The organism is Streptomyces sp. NPDC041200 (assembly GCF_055591805.1).
On record NZ_JBVIZF010000003.1, the window covers coordinates 578,010 to 596,406 of the forward strand.

Annotated in this window: 16 protein-coding genes and 2 pseudogenes; 12 read left to right on the top strand and 6 right to left on the bottom strand. The window is 69.2% G+C overall.

What is annotated here, in order from left to right; all coding sequences use genetic code 11:
- The first annotated feature begins 908 nt into the window (after positions 1-908).
- The 5 genes from ACZ6CL_RS12375 to ACZ6CL_RS12395 all read left to right on the top strand — a co-directional run bounded on the left by ACZ6CL_RS12375 (position 909) and on the right by ACZ6CL_RS12395 (position 4,495).
- Positions 909-1,298, top strand: coding sequence for a MerR family transcriptional regulator (locus tag ACZ6CL_RS12375; RefSeq protein ID WP_468934680.1), 390 nt, complete (start codon positions 909-911; stop codon positions 1,296-1,298).
- Positions 1,299-1,651: 353 nt separating this feature from the next.
- Positions 1,652-1,855, top strand: coding sequence for a cold-shock protein (locus tag ACZ6CL_RS12380; RefSeq protein ID WP_063730458.1), 204 nt, complete (start codon positions 1,652-1,654; stop codon positions 1,853-1,855).
- A gap of 310 nt (positions 1,856-2,165) precedes the next feature.
- Positions 2,166-3,677 (top strand): DEAD/DEAH box helicase, encoded by a 1,512-nt coding sequence (locus ACZ6CL_RS12385; RefSeq protein ID WP_468934683.1) that lies wholly within the window; start codon positions 2,166-2,168, stop codon positions 3,675-3,677.
- 46 nt (positions 3,678-3,723) lie between these two features.
- Positions 3,724-4,128 carry a CBS domain-containing protein gene (locus tag ACZ6CL_RS12390; RefSeq protein WP_468934686.1) on the top strand — a complete coding sequence of 135 codons (405 nt, stop codon included), beginning with the start codon at positions 3,724-3,726 and terminating at the stop codon, positions 4,126-4,128.
- A 55-nt stretch (positions 4,129-4,183) separates the two neighbouring features.
- Positions 4,184-4,495 (top strand): SCO5918 family protein, encoded by a 312-nt coding sequence (locus ACZ6CL_RS12395; protein WP_468934688.1) that lies wholly within the window; start codon positions 4,184-4,186, stop codon positions 4,493-4,495.
- Positions 4,496-5,224: 729 nt separating this feature from the next.
- Here ACZ6CL_RS12395 and ACZ6CL_RS12400 read toward each other — a convergent pair.
- The gene (locus ACZ6CL_RS12400) at positions 5,225-5,887 is read right to left on the bottom strand and encodes a response regulator (protein WP_468934690.1); all 663 of its coding nucleotides are present in this window, start codon (positions 5,885-5,887) and stop codon (positions 5,225-5,227) included.
- The gene (locus ACZ6CL_RS12405) at positions 5,884-7,011 is read right to left on the bottom strand and encodes a sensor histidine kinase (RefSeq protein ID WP_468934692.1); all 1,128 of its coding nucleotides are present in this window, start codon (positions 7,009-7,011) and stop codon (positions 5,884-5,886) included. The genes ACZ6CL_RS12400 and ACZ6CL_RS12405 overlap by 4 nt, the downstream gene beginning before the upstream one ends.
- Before the next feature lie 219 nt (positions 7,012-7,230).
- Here ACZ6CL_RS12405 and ACZ6CL_RS12410 point away from each other — a divergent pair, with 219 nt between their 5' ends.
- Positions 7,231-7,653, top strand: a complete 423-nt coding sequence (locus tag ACZ6CL_RS12410; protein WP_468934694.1) for a DUF6223 family protein — start codon at positions 7,231-7,233, stop codon at positions 7,651-7,653.
- A gap of 216 nt (positions 7,654-7,869) precedes the next feature.
- Positions 7,870-8,859 (top strand): phosphotransferase family protein, encoded by a 990-nt coding sequence (locus tag ACZ6CL_RS12415; RefSeq protein ID WP_468934697.1) that lies wholly within the window; start codon positions 7,870-7,872, stop codon positions 8,857-8,859.
- A 233-nt stretch (positions 8,860-9,092) separates the two neighbouring features.
- Here the strand turns inward: ACZ6CL_RS12415 and ACZ6CL_RS12420 are convergent, their stop codons facing one another.
- Entirely contained in the window at positions 9,093-10,673 is a 1,581-nt protein-coding gene (locus tag ACZ6CL_RS12420) for a glycoside hydrolase family 32 protein (protein WP_468934700.1), read from the bottom strand.
- A 207-nt stretch (positions 10,674-10,880) separates the two neighbouring features.
- On the opposite strand from ACZ6CL_RS12420, the gene ACZ6CL_RS12425 reads away from it, so the two are divergent.
- From ACZ6CL_RS12425 to ACZ6CL_RS12440, 4 genes are read left to right on the top strand one after another with little or no spacing between them, the layout of a single operon-like run.
- A complete protein-coding gene (locus ACZ6CL_RS12425; RefSeq protein WP_468934702.1) occupies positions 10,881-12,290 on the top strand; it encodes an extracellular solute-binding protein in 1,410 nt (469 codons plus the stop codon).
- A complete protein-coding gene (locus tag ACZ6CL_RS12430; RefSeq protein ID WP_468934704.1) occupies positions 12,287-13,261 on the top strand; it encodes a carbohydrate ABC transporter permease in 975 nt (324 codons plus the stop codon). Before ACZ6CL_RS12425 ends, ACZ6CL_RS12430 begins: the two co-directional genes overlap by 4 nt.
- A 15-nt stretch (positions 13,262-13,276) precedes the next feature.
- Complete coding sequence (locus tag ACZ6CL_RS12435; RefSeq protein ID WP_468934707.1) at positions 13,277-14,164, top strand: carbohydrate ABC transporter permease; 888 nt, start codon at positions 13,277-13,279, stop codon at positions 14,162-14,164.
- Between the two features lie 5 nt (positions 14,165-14,169).
- Complete coding sequence (locus tag ACZ6CL_RS12440; RefSeq protein ID WP_468935227.1) at positions 14,170-15,567, top strand: glycoside hydrolase family 32 protein; 1,398 nt, start codon at positions 14,170-14,172, stop codon at positions 15,565-15,567.
- On the opposite strand, the gene ACZ6CL_RS12445 is transcribed toward ACZ6CL_RS12440, so the two are convergent.
- Together ACZ6CL_RS12445 and ACZ6CL_RS12450 are read right to left on the bottom strand one after the other, a co-directional pair.
- Positions 15,530-16,594, bottom strand: a complete 1,065-nt coding sequence (locus ACZ6CL_RS12445) for a LacI family DNA-binding transcriptional regulator (protein ID WP_468934710.1) — start codon at positions 16,592-16,594, stop codon at positions 15,530-15,532. The two genes, ACZ6CL_RS12440 and ACZ6CL_RS12445, sit on opposite strands and share 38 nt — an antisense overlap.
- 246 nt (positions 16,595-16,840) lie before the next feature.
- A complete protein-coding gene (locus ACZ6CL_RS12450) occupies positions 16,841-17,548 on the bottom strand; it encodes a TetR/AcrR family transcriptional regulator (protein ID WP_468934712.1) in 708 nt (235 codons plus the stop codon).
- A 109-nt stretch (positions 17,549-17,657) separates the two neighbouring features.
- Between ACZ6CL_RS12450 and ACZ6CL_RS12455 the strand changes: the two are divergent.
- A pseudogene (locus ACZ6CL_RS12455) lies at positions 17,658-17,969 on the top strand (hypothetical protein); the annotation flags it as partial.
- Between the two features lie 64 nt (positions 17,970-18,033).
- Here ACZ6CL_RS12455 and ACZ6CL_RS12460 read toward each other — a convergent pair.
- A pseudogene (locus ACZ6CL_RS12460) lies at positions 18,034-18,334 on the bottom strand (diaminobutyrate--2-oxoglutarate transaminase); the annotation flags it as partial.
- Positions 18,335-18,397: the final 63 nt, after the last annotated feature.

Below are 18,397 nucleotides of genomic sequence, written 5' to 3' on the forward strand. Positions count from 1 at the left end.
TGTCCGTCGACGCGGCGATGAGGCGGCGGGCGGAGCGTGCCTGGCCGATCATCCACGCAGTCAGGCGGGGAAGCTGTGGGGTTCGCGGCATCGAGGCCGGCGCAACGTCGCTGCTCAAAGCAGGTGTCCCCGGTTGGAACGGGGCCCACCACGCGCCGTTCCGTGTTCGAGGTCGACTATCTCTCTGGCCAGCGCACGGAAATCTGCGTCGGCCGGAGTAGACATTGGGCGGTGGCGTGGTTATGGTTTCTCTCGTAGCCGAGATCAAGCAGGGCCCGGCAGAGATGAACTGCCGGGCAGTAGTACACGCAGTTGCAGTTCGCAGGACGGTGCGGTGGTGGAGCTTCGAAGCCAGAGTTGTGCAAGGCGGCGACGAGGCTGACGACCGGACCGGGTGGCCCGCAGTGATCAGGGGCCGCCGTGAGCAGTACCGCAGTAGCAGTTCAGTAAGTGCAGTTCGCCGTACCAGCAGTGCGGTTGTCAGTAGTTCCTCGGCAAAGGCGTCGGCTGCGGGCGCGCGTGCCGGGAAGTTCGGCAGTGGGGTTCCAAGCCAGAGCAGATGCAGGACGGGCGACGGGGCTGGCTGCCGAAGAGTGGCGCTGTTCGAGGCCACGAGCAGCAGTATGCAGTTCCGTAAGTAGTTCATCCAGAGGGAAAGAACGGAGGAGTTGAGCGCCATCAGGATCGCCCGGGCGGAAGTCTTGAGCCTGGGTACCGCGGGACATCGATTGTGAGGTGGTCTCCGGTCAAGCAACCGCGATCCCCGCACCCCCGACAGCATTCAGGTCGGGTCTGCGAAAACAGAAGGCCGGCGCAGTACCAGGGTCGGCAGATGGTGTAGCAGTTCCTTCGGGGCCCTGGTGCCATATGGCACCAGGGCCCCTCCACGCGTTCCACAGAGAGGTGCGATGACAGCAGACGACTCGTACAGCCGTCTCGACGACGACGACTACCCCGCCTACACCATGGGCCGGGCCGCCGAGATGCTCGGCACCACCCAGGGCTTCCTCCGCGCCATCGGCGAAGCCCGCCTGATCACCCCGCTCCGCTCCGAGGGCGGACACCGCCGCTACTCCCGCTACCAGCTGCGCATCGCGGCCCGCGCGCGTGAACTCGTCGACCAGGGCACCCCCATCGAGGCCGCCTGCCGCATCATCATCCTCGAAGACCAGCTCGAAGAAGCCCAGCGCATCAACGCCGAATACCGCCGCACCGCCGAAGCGTCCGGCCACCCCCGGCCTGAGACGGTGCGCCCGCCGGGTGCCGGCGGGCCCCGGCACACACATGTCAGGGCGTGACGCATGCGTCGTTCCCCATGGTGATTTCCCGCAACGGCGACCGCTCTTCCTGAAACGCTGCGCTCCGGGTGCGCCAATATCTATGACCGCGAAGTGAGGGTTAAACGCGCCGCGCGGGGAGCGTTTTTACCGTAACTAACAGAGTGAAAAAAAACGCACACAGGGCACCACTCCATGCTACTGTCGATCTCAGTTGCAGTTGTGGTTCCCAAAGCTTCAAGCGCCTTCGCCGGCATTTTCAGCCATCGGAAGCGTTTTCGTGTTGCCGGTCATTTTCCGGACGGGGCATCATCGCGGCGACCCGGTATCCGTGCATCGCGGGTCCCGGCGTACTGCCCCAAAGGAGATATGACATGGCGTCAGGCACCGTGAAGTGGTTCAACACAGCCAAGGGTTTCGGCTTCATCGAACAGGACGGTGGCGGCCCTGACGTGTTCGCCCACTTCTCCAACATCGCCGCACAGGGCTTCCGTGAGCTGCTCGAAGGCCAGAGGGTTACCTTCGACATCGCGCCGACCCAGAAGGGGCCGACGGCCGAGAACATAGTTCTCGCCTGACGCGCACTTTGTAGCTGGTCCCGCATCCCTCGGGGCGCGGGCCCAGCTACGGGCATTCTCCGAGGTTTCACCTGCGGGATGGCGCCGCCCGTGCCCCCTCTCCGGGGAGCGGACCTCTTCGGAGGTATACCGGTCGACGTCCTGGATTTCACGTCCACATGACGTCACACATTTCATCGTCTGCGCCCGCACCAGATTCACTGCAAGCCAGATTCGCTTTCGCATTCTATTCGGCCGTCCTTGTGATTCTCCGCGCTACTCTTCTGCTGCGGGAATTCCTTGATGCGTGCCGTATCAAGGAAGGTTCTGAATGAACCCCACGCGTACGAACGGCCGCATGTCCCGCCCCCGCCGGACCGACAGCCCCGCTTTCGGCTCCAGCACCGGTTCGAGGCGGGGAGCCCGCTTCGGCTCGCCCGCACCTAGCCGTTCCGGCGGTCAGAGCCGCTCGCGCGGCCACGGCCGCCGGCCCGCCACGGTGCAGGGCGAGTTCGCCCTGCCGGAGACGATCACTCCCGCGCTGCCCGCGGTCGAGGCGTTCGCCGACCTCGGCATGCCCAAGCAGCTGCTGGCAGCGTTGACCGCGCAAGGCTTGAGCGTCCCGTTCCCGATCCAGGGCGCGACCCTGCCCAACACCCTCGCGGGCCGCGACGCCCTGGGACGCGGACGCACCGGTTCCGGCAAGACCCTCGCCTTCGGCCTGGCTCTTCTGGCTCGCACCGCCGGACAGCGCGCCGAGCCCCGCCAGCCGCTGGCCCTTGTCCTTGTGCCGACGCGTGAGCTGGCCCAGCAGGTGACCGACGCGCTCACCCCCTACGCCCGCTCGGTGAAGCTGCGCCTGGCCACCGTCGTCGGCGGAATGCCGATCGGCAGGCAGGCCAATGTGCTGCGCGGTAGCGCCGAGGTCGTCGTCGCGACGCCGGGCCGCCTCAAAGACCTCATCGACCGCGGTGAGTGCCGGCTGAACCAGGTCGCGATCACCGTCCTGGACGAGGCCGACCAGATGGCCGACATGGGATTCATGCCCCAGGTCACCGCGCTCCTGGACCAGGTCCGCCCCGAAGGCCAGCGGATGCTGTTCTCCGCCACCCTCGACCGTAACGTCGACCGCCTGGTCCGCCGCTACCTCACCGACCCCGTCGTCCACTCCGTCGACCCGTCCGCAGGCGCGGTCACCACGATGGAGCACCACGTGCTGCACGTCCACGGCGCCGACAAGCACCGGACGACGACGCAGATCGCAGCGCGCGAAGGCCGAGTGATCATGTTCCTGGACACCAAGCACGCCGTCGACCGGCTGACGCAGGACCTGCTGAACAGCGGTGTCCGGGCCGCCGCCCTGCACGGCGGCAAGTCACAGCCGCAGCGCACCCGGACCCTGGCCCAGTTCAAGACCGGCCACGTCACCGTGCTCGTGGCCACGAACGTCGCGGCCCGCGGCATCCATGTCGACAACCTCGACCTCGTCGTCAACGTCGACCCGCCGACCGACCACAAGGACTACCTTCACCGCAGCGGCCGTACCGCGCGGGCCGGCGAGTCCGGCAGCGTCGTCACCCTGGTCACCCCCAACCAGAGCCGCGCCATGACCCGCCTCATGGCGGCTGGCGGCATCGTGCCCCAGACCACCCAGGTCCGCTCCGGCGAAGAGGCACTCAGCCGGATCACCGGCGCCCAGGCCCCCTCCGGCATCCCCGTGACGATCGCCGCGCCGGTGGCCGAGCGGCGTAAGCGCAGCGCGGCCTCACGCGGCCGACGCAGCCCCACTTCGGCTGCCCGGCGCGCGACCGCGCGGAAGACCTCCTTCGACGCGGCGGCCTAGAACCCTCGTGATCAGGAAACTGACCCACCTCTACAGGAGGCACATTGTGACACTGATTCAGATGCAGCCCCGCTCGGCCAATGCCACCCCCGTGCACAGCACGGTGGCCGACGCCATGGACACCGGCGGACCGCAGGTCTGCGATGACATGACCATCGAGGTCGCCCTGTCCGTCATGGCAAGCGCCCGCACCATGCACCTCCTCGTCAGCGACGACGACGGCCTGTGCACCGGTCTGCTCACCCAGGCCCAGCTCACCGCAGTCCGCGACAGCTCCGCGTACACGGACCGGATCCAGCTGCGCGATGTCCTCGGCGCCCGCGGCCCGTTCACCTCTCCCGTGACCACCATGGCCGAAGCCCAGCACGCGATGCGCTACCGCCAGCTCGATGCCCTGCCTGTGGTCGACGAACACGGCAGCGCCTTGGGCGTCCTCGCCCTTGCCCGCTGAACCGCCTCAACCGCGGCAGAACCATCCCCCTTCGCTCTTCTCCCTGTGAGGCATCATGCGCTGTGTCATCGCCCGCTTCCCCTTCGACCTCACCAAAAGCGGCGTCCTGGAATCCATGAAGGGCGTCATGCCCGAGGAAATCTTCGGCGAGTCCGTGACCATCGGCCGCCGCACCTACCCCGTCAAACAGGTCGGCCAGGTCATCACACGCCAGGACCGCCGCGATTTCAGCGCCGGCGAAGTCCTCCGGGCCATGACCCAGCTCGGCTTCACCTGCCGCCGCCTTCCCCCGGCCACCGCGCCCACACGCGCTCTCAACCCGCTCCAACAGGCTTCCGCGATGCTCGGCGCCCCCACGGCCATCTGACCGACGGGCAGGCGCGAGCCGCCATCAAAGCAGCGGTGAGGGTCCGGCCGGAATGCGCCGGTCGGACCCTCACCGCGTACCGAGCTCGGCGCGACAGCGGGTCAGCGGTCGGAGTAGCTGAAGTCGCCCATGGTCCAGGCACTGACGTCCTCGATCGCTACCCGGTACATCCCACCCGTCTCCGGGCTGGAGCGCCGTTACCTCCCCCCATCGCAGGCCGGTGCCGACCAAGGCATCGACAAGGTCGACGGCGTCAGGCTGGGCCCGTCGCAGGGTGCCGGGCTCGTGGTGCGGTCCTGGGCGCCCCTGCTTGAGGTCGTTGATCCACTGGCTGATGTGATCGCGCGTGATCTGTTCGAGCGGTCTGAGACGGCCAGGTCCCGGCCCCGTAGACCACGGCGCCAGACTGCCTCTTGTAGGTCTTGATGTGTGTCATGCCAGGCATCGCAAAAAAAAGGGGGCGCGGGCCAGTACGTGAGGCAAATGTGAGGTCCCAGCGCGTCGCAGCGAGCGGACTGGATCGACGGACACTCCGCTCTGGGGCGCGGCGGGCGAAAGACGAGGGCAGCCCCCGGGCCGTGACTCTGTACACAAGTAACCGACAGCGGTTGTTCAGTTCTTTGGGAGACACTCGAACTCCACCGTGTTCGATGTTCACGAGAAACAACAGCACCCCGGCCAAAACATCCGACGACCATTGGCAGGCGGGCGCGTACCGGCCCGGCGATGTCAAGAGTTGCGTGGGGCTACCAGGCCGGATTCGTAGGCGAGGACCACGAGCTGGGCTCGGTCACGGGCACGGAGCTTGGCCATGGCCCGATTGATGTGCGTTTTCGCGGTCAGCGGGCTGATCACCAGACGGCCAGCGATCTCGTCGTTGGACAGTCCCTGCGCAACCAGAACGACAGCCTCGCGTTCGCGGCTGGTCAGCTCTTCCAGCCCCGTGCCGGTGTCAGTGGGGAGCGGCTGGGTGACGTACCGGTTGATCAGCTTGCGGGTGATCGAGGGTGCGAGCAGGGCATCGCCACGCGCGGCGACCCGTACGGCGTGGAGAAAGTCTTCTGGCACGATGTCCTTGACCAGGAATCCGGCAGCGCCGGCACGCAGCGCGTTGAAGACGTATTCGTCCAAGCCGTAATTGGTCAGGATGACGACGTGCACCCCGGCCAGGGCCGGGTCCGCGGCGATGCGCCGCGTCGCCTCGATGCCGTCGATGACCGGCATCTGAATGTCGACGAGCGCGACGTCGGGCAGGTGCTCTTGGGCGAGCTCCAGGCCCTCGCTGCCGTCGGCGGCCTCGGCCACCACCTCGATGTCGTCTTCCAGATCGAGGAGCGCGCGGAATCCGCTGCGAATCAGTGGCTGGTCGTCGACCAGCAGGACACGGATCATGACGTTCGGTCAAGGGGGAGTTCAGCCTGGACGGTGAAGCCGCCCTCGCCGCGCGGTTCCGCCCGCAGCCGGCCGCCGAGAGCGGTGACGCGTTCGCGCATCCCGAGCAGCCCGACGCCGGGCGTCGGCGCGGTGACTGATGTGGCCTTGCCATCGTCATCGATGCGTATCGCGAGGACGTCCGGACGGCAGTCGATCTGGACCCACGCCGTGCTGGCGTCCGCGTGACGGGCGATGTTGGTCAGCGACTCCTGAACGATCCGGTAGACGGTCCGGCCCACCGCGGCCGACACATCGTGCCGCTGTCCGTCCATCGTCAGCGTCGCCTCCAGGCCGGCCTTACTTGCTCGCTTCACCAGTTCCGGGACGTCGTCGAGCCCAGGCGGCGGGGCCGTGTCGTCGTCACGCAGCGCCTCCAGCGTCGCGCGCAGCTCCCGGCTCGCTTCACGACCGGCCTCCTGGATCGCCAGCAGGGCCTCCGGCACCTGTTCGCCACGCTTGCGGGCCACGTGGACGACGACTTCGGCCTGCACCTTGATGATCGAGATCTGGTGGGTGAGCGAATCGTGCAACTCCCGTGCGATGTGCAGCCGCTCCTCGTCGGCGCGACGCCGCGCGGTCTCCTCCCGGGTGCGTTCGGCCTCGTCCGCCCGCCGCTCGGCCTGCCGCAGCGCTTCCCCCGCGGCGCCTGCCGCGATCAGCCAGGCAATTTCGAGGGCGCCTCGGGCCTGCGCGAACGCCTCGCCCGTGTCGTGCTGGCCCGAGGCCAGTGCTGCGAGCGGGAGCATGGCCAGCATGGTCACGCTCGCCGCCACCGTTACAGTGCGGTGTCCCGCCCGCACGGCTGCGTACACCGCGAACAGGTACGCGACAACGGGCACATCGAAGCCGACTGCCTGGTAACCCACCGCGCACAGCCCGGTGACGGCCAGGACGGCAACCGGAGCCTGACGGCGCGCGGCCAGCGCCAGCCCGCCGGCCGTCAGCAGTGCGCACCCGAGCGAGTCGAGATGCGTGGCGGAACGCTGCCCGGACAGCCCGGTAACCAGCAGCGCGGCCGCCACGCCGACAGCGATACCCCAGTCTCCGACACGGGCCCGGACGCCGGTCTCACCTGCACTCATGCGCGCACCCTAGCTGGCTGCCGCCGTGGGCGAGTCCGCCTCGTGGGCGAGCGGCCGACTACCGCACACGCAGTACCGTCGCGCCTCCTGCGGTATCCGTCGTAGCCGGATGCGGCATCGGTGGCAGCGCGGAGTGTCCGCGTCCGCCGGACGACCGGGGGTGGGTCCGGCAGACATGCTCAGGCGACCCTCAGTCGCAGGAAGAGAAGGAGCACACCAATGTCTGTTCGTCGCCTGCTTGCCGCCGCTGCGGCCGCCCTGCTCGGAGGCATCGGGCTTGCCGCACCGGCGGCCGCGCACGCCTCGGTCCAGCCGGTCGCCGCCAGGTTCTACGACTTCAGCCTCGGGCGACTCGGGGCGACCACGGGCGCGCTGCTGGGGCTGGCCGGCGTGGTCGTCGCCTGGCTGGCGCTGGCCCGCCCCACCGGTCGTCTCGGCGCTGCCAACGGATCACTCGGGGCCATGGTGGCCATGGTGGCGGGGCTGATCAGCATGGCCCTCGGTGTGCTGGTCGCGGCCACCGCCGACGGTGGTCTGGGCACCGGCAACGGGCTGGGCGGGGCCTACGTGGCCATGCTGGTGGGGCTGATCGGCACGGCCCTGGGCGGGCTGGCTCTGGCCCGCTCCCGCCGCACCGGCTGACTGCAGCAGATGCGAGCGCGTGGCCACGCCACCAACAGCACCCTCGGCCCGGTATGGCACGAGCAGTTCCCGCGGTGGTCCTCGGGCGGGTCACCACCCAGACCTGGGACCGGCTCGCCCCGCACCTCGGCTTCCCCGTCCGAAGCGTCCCTGCAGACCCGAGTGCACAACTCAGTCCTGGTGCTACCGTCCGATCGTGCTCGGGGCGGAGGATTGATGGAGAGCATCACAAAGAACCGGCAGTCCGTTGAGGCGCTTCGCACCATGGTCGCCCGCGCCTACGGCCCGGACGAGGTGTGCGACGGGGGCGAGGACTGGGTCAGCGAACTGAGCGGCGGTTGGTTCAACGTGGCCTACCGGATTCGGTTGCGCTCCGGCGCGCACGTCGTCCTCAAGATCGCGCCGCCGCCGGATGTCGAGGTCATGACCTACGAGCGTGGGGCCATGGCCACCGAACTGGAGGCGCTGCGGCTGATCCGGGAGCACACGAAGGTTCCCGTGCCGGAGGTCGACTTCGCCGATCAGAGCCATGAAGTGTGCGACGTCGACTACTTCTTCATGACGTACGTAGACGCGGACAACCTCGACGCCATCAGGGCCACCCTGACCGAGACGGAGATCAACACGTACGGCGAAGCGCTCGGCGCGATCACCCGCGAACTCAACACCATCCGCGGCGCCGCCTTCGGCCCGCTGGCCGGGCCGGGCGACAGCACGTGGCGCGCGGCCTTCCTGCGGATGGTCGAGGAGCTGCTGGGAGACGGCCAGCGGCGCGGCGTCGACCTCCCCCACGACTACGACGTGATCCGCGAAGTCGTGGCCGCCCATGCCGATTCGCTTGACGAGGTGACCGAGCCCCGGTTCGTCGAGTGGGACCTGTGGCCCGGCAACTGCATGGTGCGCGACGGCCGGATCGTGGCGATCCTCGACCACGAGCGGGCGTTCTACGGCGATCCGCTGATGGAGTTCGGCTTCACCGGGAGTGTGTCGAGCGCTTACGGGGACGCCACGGCTTTCATCCGCGGCTACGGCCACCGGCCGTTCACCACCGCCGAGCGGACCCGTCGGCGGCTGTACAACCTTCACCTCGCCCTGATCCAGATCATCGAGACGACCTTCCGGGCACACACCGACACTGAGCAGTACAACTGGGCGTGCATGCGACTGCGGGAGACCCTGGCGCTGCTTGGCGAGCAGACAGACTGATCCTCCAACAAACAATCTTCGCGGTGGAGGTCCTGCTCGCCGAGCTCCGCGGCGCGAACGCCTTGATTTCCTCCCGGGCTGCGGTCGACGGCTCCCACGTCCGGGCGGTGAAGGGGGCTCCAAGACGAGACGAAGTCCCGGGGCGCGATGACGTCACCCAGTTGATCCCACTCCTCCGGGCCGTGCCGCCCGTGCGAGGCAAGCGCGGCCGGCCCCGGCCACCTCACGTCGGATCAGACCGTGAATTCCCGGATCACGGTGTTGCGGAAGACCGCCTGCCCGTCGATCGTGAACAGGGCCAGCCCTGTGTCGGACGGGTCGGGGAAGGCCTCGGTCGAGTGCACGTACCGGCCGTCGCCGACGAACATCTCGACGGACGAACGGTCGACGAGGATGCGCAGGCGTACCGTGCGGGCGGACAGGTCGAAGGGCGTACGGCTCTCCTGCCAGCGGCCGGAGGTGTCGGGGCTGATGGTGTAACCGCGGTTGACGAAGGCGTAGCCGCCGTAGATCCCCGCGTCGATGTGCCGGCCACCGTCCGGAGACCGCCGCAACTGCATCCCGGCTCCGACCAGTTGATCCCAGGTGATCTCGCAGGTCAGCTCGTACGCCGTACCCGTGTAGTCGAGCAGTCGCGTGCCGTCGACGGTGATGTCGCCGAGGTTCACCGTCCGCGACACATGGTCGTCCAGGGCCGCCACCGGCTGGGACGCCAGGTAGTACGTACCCGACGACGTACGCTTCAGCCGCACCTCGCGGACGATCGAGTCGGTGCCGTTGAAGCCGTCGCACTCGGTCGTGGGGGTGGTGTTCGCGTAGTCCCAGTGGTTCATCCAGCCGATCGCGTACCGTGCGGCCGGGTCCAGGGCCCCGTTCGCGTCGCGTTTGTCGAAGGTGACCGCCGCGTACCAGTCCCAGCCGTGGTCCAGCCACTGGGGATCGGACGCGTCGGCGGTGAAGGTCGTGCCGTCGAAGGAGCCCGTCCAGTACGCGAACGTGCTCGGCAGCCCGGAGCCCTTGCCATTGGCGCTGACGCCCAGTACCCACTTCCAGGCCCCGTCCTCCGCCCTGATGCGGAACAGGTCGGGGCACTCCAGGACGCCGATGCCACCCTTGATGAAGCCGCCGACGTACGTCCACGCCTTGAGGTCGGCGGAGTGGTAGAAGCCCACTTTGTCGTTCTCGGCGAGCGTCATCACCCACCGCCCGCGCTCCTCGTCGCGAATCACCTTGGGGTCGCGGAAGTCCCGTACGCCGGGGTTGGGGAGGACCGGGGCGGTGCCGTGGTTCGTGAAGGTGCGGCCGCCGTCCGTCGAGTAGTACAGGTACTGCGCCTGGGTGACCTCGTCGGGCGCCATGGTGGCGAGGACGATCACCGCGCCCGCGCCGAAGCCCGCCGTACCGTCCGTGTCGACCACCGCCGAGCCGGACCAGACATCGCCGTTGGGGGTCGTGTTCTTCGGCACGGCGACGCCCTTGTCGGTGAAGGAGACGAGGTCGGTGCTGGTGGCCAGGCGCCAGGTGGTGCCTGCCGTCGTGCCGCCCGTCGAGTAGTCGGGGTTGTAGAGGTAGTAGTAGTGGTACTCGCCGTTGATCCAGATCGGGCGCTGGGGGTCGTTCATCCACTGGTCGGGGACCGTGAAGTGATACTCGGCGCGGTAGCTGCCCGTGCACGCGGCCGTCGCTTCGCCGGGCACCGCCTCCGCAGGTCTCGCGGGGACCGGCAGCAGAGCACCGGCGGCGCCGGCGGCAGAGGCCGCCAGCAGCGACCGCCTGGACAGAGTCCTGCTCGGACCCAGCGAACTCCTCGACATGCCACGCATCGTGCGACTCCCTTCCCCGACGTCGTCGTCGGGACGCGCCTCATGTGGACCGGACCGTATACCTAACTCGTTAAAGGTCAAGCCTTCGCACACAGTTGGTTCAGGTGACTTCCCAGCCGCACACATCCCTTGACAGGGCCGTAACGGGATTCTCATCATCAGGGAACCAACTGTGGCTAACACGAGTTAGGCTCGCCCATGACCGACTCGCTCCTCTCCCGCCGGGGCCTGATGCGCTACGGGACGTACGGCGCCGGAGCCGCCGCTCTCGCCGGCGTCGCGGCCGGCTGGGACCGCCTCACCGCCGCCGACATCCCCGGCCGCGACGACGGCTCGCTCGTCATCGCCACCCTCGGATCCGCCTTCAACCCCGAGGCCCAGCGCGCCCTGCGCGACGGGTTCCGCGAGGCCCACCCCGACATCAAGATCCGTATCAACGCCGTACAGGCCTACGACTGGTCGGACTTCTTCTCCAAGATCCTCACCCAGATCGCCGCGGGCACCGCACCCGACCTCGTGTACGTCGCCACCGAGGGCGTGCAGCTCTTCGCCCAACGGCTCGGCGTACCGCTGGACAGGTGGGCGAAGCGGGACGCGGCCGAGCTGCGCCCGTACTTCGCCGATGTCCATCCCTCGCTGGTCGAGTCGATGATGTACGAGGGGAGCCTCTACCAGCTGCCGGTCGAGTTCAACGCGGCCGACATGTACGTCAACAACCGGGTCCTGGAGCGGGCGGGCGGCGGCCTCCCCGACGCCGACTGGACCCGCGACGACTTCACCACGCTGCTGCGCGCGATGAAGCGCGGCAACGGCGCGCGGTTCACCCCCTACTTCTGGACCAACCGCCTGTGGGGCGGAGTGGTCCCCTGGCTCTTCGCCAACGGAACCAACCTCCTTGCCGAGTCCAAGGCCCCCGGGGGTGAGTGGCTCTGGAACTCCTTCTACCCCGAGGCGCAGCGGCGCGGCCGGGGCGGCGGCTACCGATGGACGACACCCCAGGCCGACTCCGACCGCGTCGCGGAGGTGTACGACTACCTCGCCTCCCTCATCCAGGAGGACCTGTGCACCCGCCCGGAGGGCGGCGACGGCCGGAACCTCGTCGGCGTGTTCTCCACCGGCCGCGTCGGCGTCACGCCCGCGGGCGGCTTCTGGGCGGGCGGCCTGCACCTCGCGGGCATGAAGCCGACCGACTACGACGTCCGGTATTTCCCGCGCTGGCGCACGCGACGTCACCAGTTCGGCGCCGCCGGGTACGCACTGCTGCGCACGTCGAAGAAGCAGGACGAGGCCTGGGAGTTCATCAAGCACACCGTCCGCAAGGACGTGATGACCCAGCTCTTCGCAGCCAACCAGACCACCCCGGCCCGCCGCTCCATGGTCGACGAGGCCCGCTACCGGAAGACCGGCCCGGCCCACTGGCAGGTCTTCTACGACACCCTCGACAAGATCCCCACCACCGGCCCGATCCCGGCCCCGCCGCAGGTCAACGAAGTCGAGCAGCTGCTGATCAAGCACACCGGAACCGCCCTCGCGAGCCCCCGCGCGGTGCGCCCCGCGCTGCGCCGGTTGCAGGGGGACCTGGAGCAGGCCATGGAGCGTGAGGTATGACGAACACCGAGATCAGGCCCGTACGACCGGAGTCCGTCCGTAGCAGCAAGACCCGTCAGAGCCGCAAGGCGTCCGAGCGCGCGGCCACCACCGCCCGCGGCCGGGGCACCCGCCTGCTCGCCGGGCTCTTCCTCGCGCCCACCGTCGTCGGCATCGTCGTCTTCACGGTCCTACCGATCGTCGGCTCGGTCGTCCTCAGCCTCTTCCAGTGGGACGTGATCGAGGACCCGCGATGGGCAGGAGCGGCCAACTACCGCAAGATCCTGACCGATTCCACGGTCCTCGTCTCCTTCCGCAACACGCTCGTCTTCATGGTGCTCGCGGTCGCGCTACAGCTGCTGATCGCGCTCGTGCTGGCGATCACGGTGAACGGCCGGATGCCCAAGTGGCTGCGGTCAGTGTTCCGTTCGGCGTTCTTCTTCCCCCTGGTGCTGTCCGCCGCGTCCATCTCGGTGGTGATGAAGTACCTGTTCAATCAGGACTTCGGCCCCGTGAACTGGCTGCTGGGCACGGTCGGCATCCCCTCGGTCCCCTGGCTGACCTCGGAGAACGGGGCGATGGCGGCCGTGGTCCTGGCATACGTCTGGCAGCAGTTCGGCTTCTCGTTCCTGCTGTTCGTCGGCGGCCTGAACAACATTCCGAAGGAGGTGCACGAGGCGGCCTCGCTGGACGGCGCGAGCGGCCTGCGCAAGCACCTCGCCATCACCCTGCCGCTGCTGTCGCCCACGCTGCTCGTGGCGTCCGTGGTCGGCATCATCAACGCCCTCCAGGTATTCGAGCAGCCGTACGTTCTCACGGCCGGCGGTCCCGGCGACTCCACCCGCACGGTCGTGATGGTCATCTACGAGACGGCCTTCGAGCAGCTCCGCTTCGGCGAGGCGTCCGCCGTGGGTGTCCTGCTCTTCGTCCTGATCATGGCGGTCACCGCCCTCCAGTTCCGGCTCAGCCGGCGCTTTGTCCACTACCAGTGAGCCGGGTGAGCCGAAATGAGTACGAGTTCCCTGCCGGGTTCCGCGTCGGGACCCCTCCCGAGCCCCGCCGTGTCGCGCGTACGGCACGGCCTCGCGCCCTGGGCCCGGATCGCCGGTCTGGCGCTGTGCGCCCTGTTGACGCTCGGCCCGGTCATCTGGACGGTGTCCACGTCGCTGCGCACACCGGCGGAGTCCTTCGACCTGCCGCCGAAGATCATTCCCACGGACCCCACCGTCGACGCCTACCGTGGGGTTTTCGACCAGATCGACGTCTGGCTGTACGCGCTGAACTCCACCCTGGTGACCGCGCTGATCGCGGTCGGCCAGATGATCACCGCGGGCCTGGCGGGCTATGCCTTCGCCCGCCTCGAATTCCGCTTCAAGAAGCCACTGTTCGCGCTGGTCCTGGCCACGATGATGGTGCCCTTGCAGGTCACGATCGTCCCGGTCTTCCTGGAGCTGAAGGCGATGGGTCTGACCGACACTCTGCTCGGCCTCATCATCCCGGCCTTCCCGACGGCCTTCGGCACCTTCCTGATGCGCCAGTACTTCCTGGGCATGCCGAAGGACCTGGGCGAGGCGGCGATGATCGACGGCGCGGGCCCGTGGCGCGTCTTCCGGTCCGTGTACGCCCCCTTGGCGGCCCCCGGTCTCGCCATCGTCGGCGTACTGGCCTTCAACTACCACTGGAACGAGTTCTTCCGGCCGCTGGTCCTCGAAACCTCCACCGAGAACCTCACGCTGCCGCTGGGTCTGGTCTCCCTTCAGGGCAACCTCGGCACCGGCTCGATCTCCGTCGTCCTCGCCGGAGTCGTCCTCTCCATGATCCCCGCCGTCGTCGTGTTCGTCGTCGGCCAGCGCCCTCTGCGCGAGGGCATCACATCCTCAGGAGTCAACCGTTGAGTTCCGTGAGCCGGCCGGCCGACGCCCACAGCCCGCGCTTCCGGGTCCGCCCACCGGCCAACTGGATGAACGACCCGAACGGGCCGTTCCGCTGGGGCGGTCGCTACCACCTCTTCTACCAGCACAACCCCGACGCCCCCGTCCACGCGAACGTCCACTGGGGCCACGCCTCCAGTCCCGACCTCGCCCACTGGGACGACCACGGGATCGCCCTGCGGCCGACGCCCGGCGGCCCGGACGAAGCGGGCTGCTGGTCCGGCTGCGTGGTGGACGACGGTGGTGTGCCGACAGCGGTGTACTCCGGGATCGACCGCGACCACCAGGGCCTGAGCACGATCTGTCTCGCCGTGGCCGAGGACGATGGCCTGGAGGAGTGGAAGCAACTGCCGGTGCCGGTGGTCGCCGGCCCGCCACCCGGCATGGACGTGACGATGTTCCGGGACCCCTTCGTCTTCCGCTTCGCCGAACGCCGCTGGGCGCTGGTGGGCGCGGGCCACGCCGACGGCACCCCGTCCGTTTTGGTGTACGACTGTGAGGACCTGTACGCGTGGCGGTTCGCCGGGGTCTTGCTGGACGGCCGCGACGCGGCGGCGGCCCGCGCCTTCGGTACGCGGGCGAGCGGCTGGGAGTGCCCGCAGATGTGGGAGACCGCCGGGGGCGACTGGGTGCTGGCGGTGGCGCTGTGGGACGGCGACCCGCTGAACACCCGGTACCTGACAGGGCAGCTGATGGAGGAGAAGGACGGGGGGTTGAGGTTCGGAGCCGGCACGGGCGGCCCCCTGGACCTCGGCCGCGACTTCTACGCCCCCTCCGTCCTCCAGGACACGGAGTCCGGCCGCGCCCTGCTCTGGGGCTGGTCCTGGGAGTCACGCCCTCGCGAGGAGGTGGACCGCGTGGGCTGGTCCGGAGTTCTCACGGCACCACGCGTGGTGGATACGCATGAGGACGGCACGCTGCGGGTCGTACCGGCCGCGGAGCTCGAACTGCTGCGAGCGAGCGTCCCGTTCACCGCCACACCCGGACCGCACTGGCCGCTCCCCCTCTCGTACGACCTGCTGGTGACCGCCCGGTCGGCGGCGACGTTAAGTCTGCTGCGGTCCGCGTCCGGAGGCGAACTGACCGTGCGGCTCGACCCGGCGTCCGGCGCGGTAACCCTGGACCGCACGGCCTGGCCACGCTCCCGCCCGGACGGCACGGCCCCCCTGGTCCTGCCGACCCCGCGGGGCGAGACCCTCACCGTACGGATCCTCGTGGACGGCTCCCTTCTGGAACTGTTCGCGGGCGACCGGGCGATGGCCACGGAACGGGTGTACCGACGGGACGACGACGTCCCGGAGCTGACCGTGTCGGGGACGGACGTCGAGGTCACGGGCTGGGCGCTGGTCCCACGGAGCCCCGCATGACGACGGGGCACTCCAGCCGCCGGGTGGTGACGGGCGGCGCGGTCCCGCTGGCGATCGCGTCCAGGAGCAGGCGGGCGGCCGTCTCTCCCATCGCACGGTGCGGCAGAGCGATCGTGGTGAGGGGCGGGCTGAGGAAAGCAGCCATGTGCTCCTGGTCGTCGTAGCCGACGACGGACAGATCGGCGGGCACGTCGAGGCCCAGACGCGCGGCGGCATGGAGGACGCCCGCGGCGACCCGGTCGTTGTAACAGACGATCCCCGTGGGCCGCCGGTCCGCGGGAACATGGTCCAGCAACCGCAATGCCCCCTCGTACCCGGCGGCGATCTCCCCTCCCGTCCGCATGATCCAGTCCTTCTCGGCGGTCAGCCCCACCATCCGCAGCGCGTCCCGGAAGCCACGCAGGCGCTCCGCGGTGGCGATGTCGTCCAGGCCACCCACCAGGGCGACACGACGGTGGCCCGCGTCGAGGAGGACGCGCGCGGCGCTGCGCCCACCGGCCCGCTCGGCGGGGATGACGGCCGGGAGGGAGCCGTCCTCGGAGAGGCAGTTGGCGAGCACGGCGAACGTGCGGTGCAGCCCTTCGGGGACTCGGGCGCGGCGCAACGACAGCGCGGCGTAGATGATCCCGTCGACCCTCCGGTCGAGCAGTTCGGCGACGGCCGCGTCCTCGGTGACCGGGTCCTGCCCGGAGTCGACGGTGAGCACCAGATGCTCACTGTTCCACGCCGTGTCCATGGCCCCGCGCAGCAGCCGCCCGGCGAACGGCGACGTGGCGATCTCGTCCGTGACCAGACCGATCACGGCGGTACGACGTCGGCGCAGGCCTCGGGCGACCGCGTTCGGCCGGTAGCCGAGCTGTGCGGCTGCCTTGCGGATCTTCTCCTGCGTCTCGGCGGAGAGGTTGCCCTGGGCACGCCCGTTGAAGACGAAGGACACGGCCGTGTGCGACACCCCGGCAAGCCGGGCGACATCCCGCGAGGTCGCCCGCTCAGCCCCGCCACTCCGCGTCTTGTCGACCCCGCCCATGCCTCGTCCCCGCCGACCTTGCCTGATCAAGCCAGCCTACCCGCGGAAGGTGTTGCGCAGCCCGTCGCCGCAGACCGAACGGAACACCGCGTCGGAACAGCCGCTGACCGCACCACCCCGGGGTGCGGGTCGTCGTGCGACCGTATACGCATTCACGGAGCGACGTTTCCGCAGGTCAGAAGCGCGCAAAGGGGAGCGGGGGGACTCCCGCGGCCGACGTCCTTGTGTCCCGAACGCGTCCCGACCTCAGCGGCCTGAACCCGGCCTTGCCGGGGCGCGGGCCGCCAACGCCTCCAGCAGCAGGTCCACCGCCTCCTCGAAGGAGCTGTCCGCCATCCCGGGCAGCTCATCGCGTACCGCGGTGAGCGCCGGGTACGTCACCGGGTCCAGGCCCTGGTATACGTCCCGCCACCTGCGGTGATCGGCCTCGCGCTGCTGCCACGGGAGTGCCTGGAAGGCCGCGTCCGTCGCCGCGTGGCTGAGAACCGTGTCGAGGAAGGCCAGATAGAGCCGTGCGGCGCGGGCCGGCTCGAAGCCTGCGGACACCAGCAGTCCGACACCTGTCTCCACGGCCTGGATCTCATGCTTGCGCCGGGTCACCCGGTGCGCGGCCATGGCGGCCGCCCGGGGATGGGCCAGGTATCCGGCGCGGACCCGCAGGGCCATCTCGCGCAGCGATGCCACCCAGTCGTCCCCGGGGACGAACCCCGCCATCGCGTCGCCGATGATCCGGTCGGCGATGGCGAGCACCAAGTCGTCGGTGCCGTGGAAATAGCGGTACAGAGCGGTCGGGTCGCAGCCGAGTGCCGCGCCGAGCCGACGCACGCCATGCGCGTCGGGACCGTGCTCGCCGATCAGTCGCAGGGCGGTCTCCACGATCAAGTCCTCCGACAGCAGGGGCCCTGAGCGGGTGGGCCGTCGGCGTTTGCGCTCCTGCGGAACTCGGGTCGGCATGCCGGGCTTCCTCCCTGTCGGCGTCTCCGTCAGCGTCGGCCTCGCACCAAGTCCCCGCAGAATTCCCGCGCGGCCCTTCCCTCGCCTCCCGTACCCCGAGGAGCGCTCCATGTCGTCCGCACCGCCCCAGTCCTCCCCGCCGAGCCCGTCCGCCGGGCCCCGCCCCGCCCTGCGCCGTTCCCTCGGTGTCGTCGACGGCGTCGCCATCGCCGCGTCCGGCCTAACTGCGGCAACGGCTACGTGTGGGTCGGCAATCACCTTCGCCGGCATGGTCCTCGCGGTCTTCTTCTTCTGGGGCTGGGACGCGGCCTTCAGTGTCACCGAGGAGACGAAGAGCCCGGGCGACGCGGCCCGAGGAGGCCTCATCGCCCTCTTCGCCATGCTCGGCCTGTTCCTCTTCGCCTCGGCACGCTGGCGGCGGCCAGTTGGTGGACCCGCCGGTACGCGCGCGTATCCCGGCGTCCCCACGCCACCGGCCTGTGGCTCGCAGGCTCGGCGCTGTTGGCCCCGGTGGGACCAGGAAACCGGACCTTGTAGTCGAGGTTGCGGGGGGGGCGAGGAGCTTCTCCTGGACGCCCGAGAGGAAGTCGGCCATCGCCTCGGTCATCACGTTCAGGCTGTGGACGATGCCGTCATGCTCCAGGTAGCTCATCAGGGCACGTTCGAGCACCGGGTGGTTATGGCCGTAGTTGAGGGTGCCGGCTCCGATGAAGAAATCCAGGTAGGACTCCCGTCACGGCCGGTCAGGCGGCTTCCCACGGCACCGCCGAACACCACAGGCCACATGTGTGAGTAACTGCGGACCTCCAACTCCAAAGTGGTCGGGGCGAAGGATGAGGACTGGTCGCG

Bases quoted from the DNA above. Each gene is read 5' to 3' on its own strand.
- ACZ6CL_RS12425 (WP_468934702.1), top strand. From the start codon at position 10,881: ATGACCGACTCGCTCCTCTCCCGCCGGGGCCTGATGCGCTACGGGACG.
- ACZ6CL_RS12395 (WP_468934688.1), top strand. From the start codon at position 4,184: ATGCGCTGTGTCATCGCCCGCTTCCCCTTCGACCTCACCAAAAGCGGC.
- ACZ6CL_RS12430 (WP_468934704.1), top strand. From the start codon at position 12,287: ATGACGAACACCGAGATCAGGCCCGTACGACCGGAGTCCGTCCGTAGC.
- ACZ6CL_RS12420 (WP_468934700.1), bottom strand. From the start codon at position 10,673: ATGTCGAGGAGTTCGCTGGGTCCGAGCAGGACTCTGTCCAGGCGGTCG.
- ACZ6CL_RS12445 (WP_468934710.1), bottom strand. From the start codon at position 16,594: ATGGGCGGGGTCGACAAGACGCGGAGTGGCGGGGCTGAGCGGGCGACC.
- ACZ6CL_RS12435 (WP_468934707.1), top strand. From the start codon at position 13,277: ATGAGTACGAGTTCCCTGCCGGGTTCCGCGTCGGGACCCCTCCCGAGC.
- ACZ6CL_RS12405 (WP_468934692.1), bottom strand. From the start codon at position 7,011: ATGAGTGCAGGTGAGACCGGCGTCCGGGCCCGTGTCGGAGACTGGGGT.
- ACZ6CL_RS12375 (WP_468934680.1), top strand. From the start codon at position 909: ATGACAGCAGACGACTCGTACAGCCGTCTCGACGACGACGACTACCCC.
- ACZ6CL_RS12410 (WP_468934694.1), top strand. From the start codon at position 7,231: ATGTCTGTTCGTCGCCTGCTTGCCGCCGCTGCGGCCGCCCTGCTCGGA.
- ACZ6CL_RS12380 (WP_063730458.1), top strand. From the start codon at position 1,652: ATGGCGTCAGGCACCGTGAAGTGGTTCAACACAGCCAAGGGTTTCGGC.
- ACZ6CL_RS12385 (WP_468934683.1), top strand. From the start codon at position 2,166: ATGAACCCCACGCGTACGAACGGCCGCATGTCCCGCCCCCGCCGGACC.
- ACZ6CL_RS12450 (WP_468934712.1), bottom strand. From the start codon at position 17,548: ATGCCGACCCGAGTTCCGCAGGAGCGCAAACGCCGACGGCCCACCCGC.
- ACZ6CL_RS12400 (WP_468934690.1), bottom strand. From the start codon at position 5,887: ATGATCCGTGTCCTGCTGGTCGACGACCAGCCACTGATTCGCAGCGGA.
- ACZ6CL_RS12415 (WP_468934697.1), top strand. From the start codon at position 7,870: ATGGAGAGCATCACAAAGAACCGGCAGTCCGTTGAGGCGCTTCGCACC.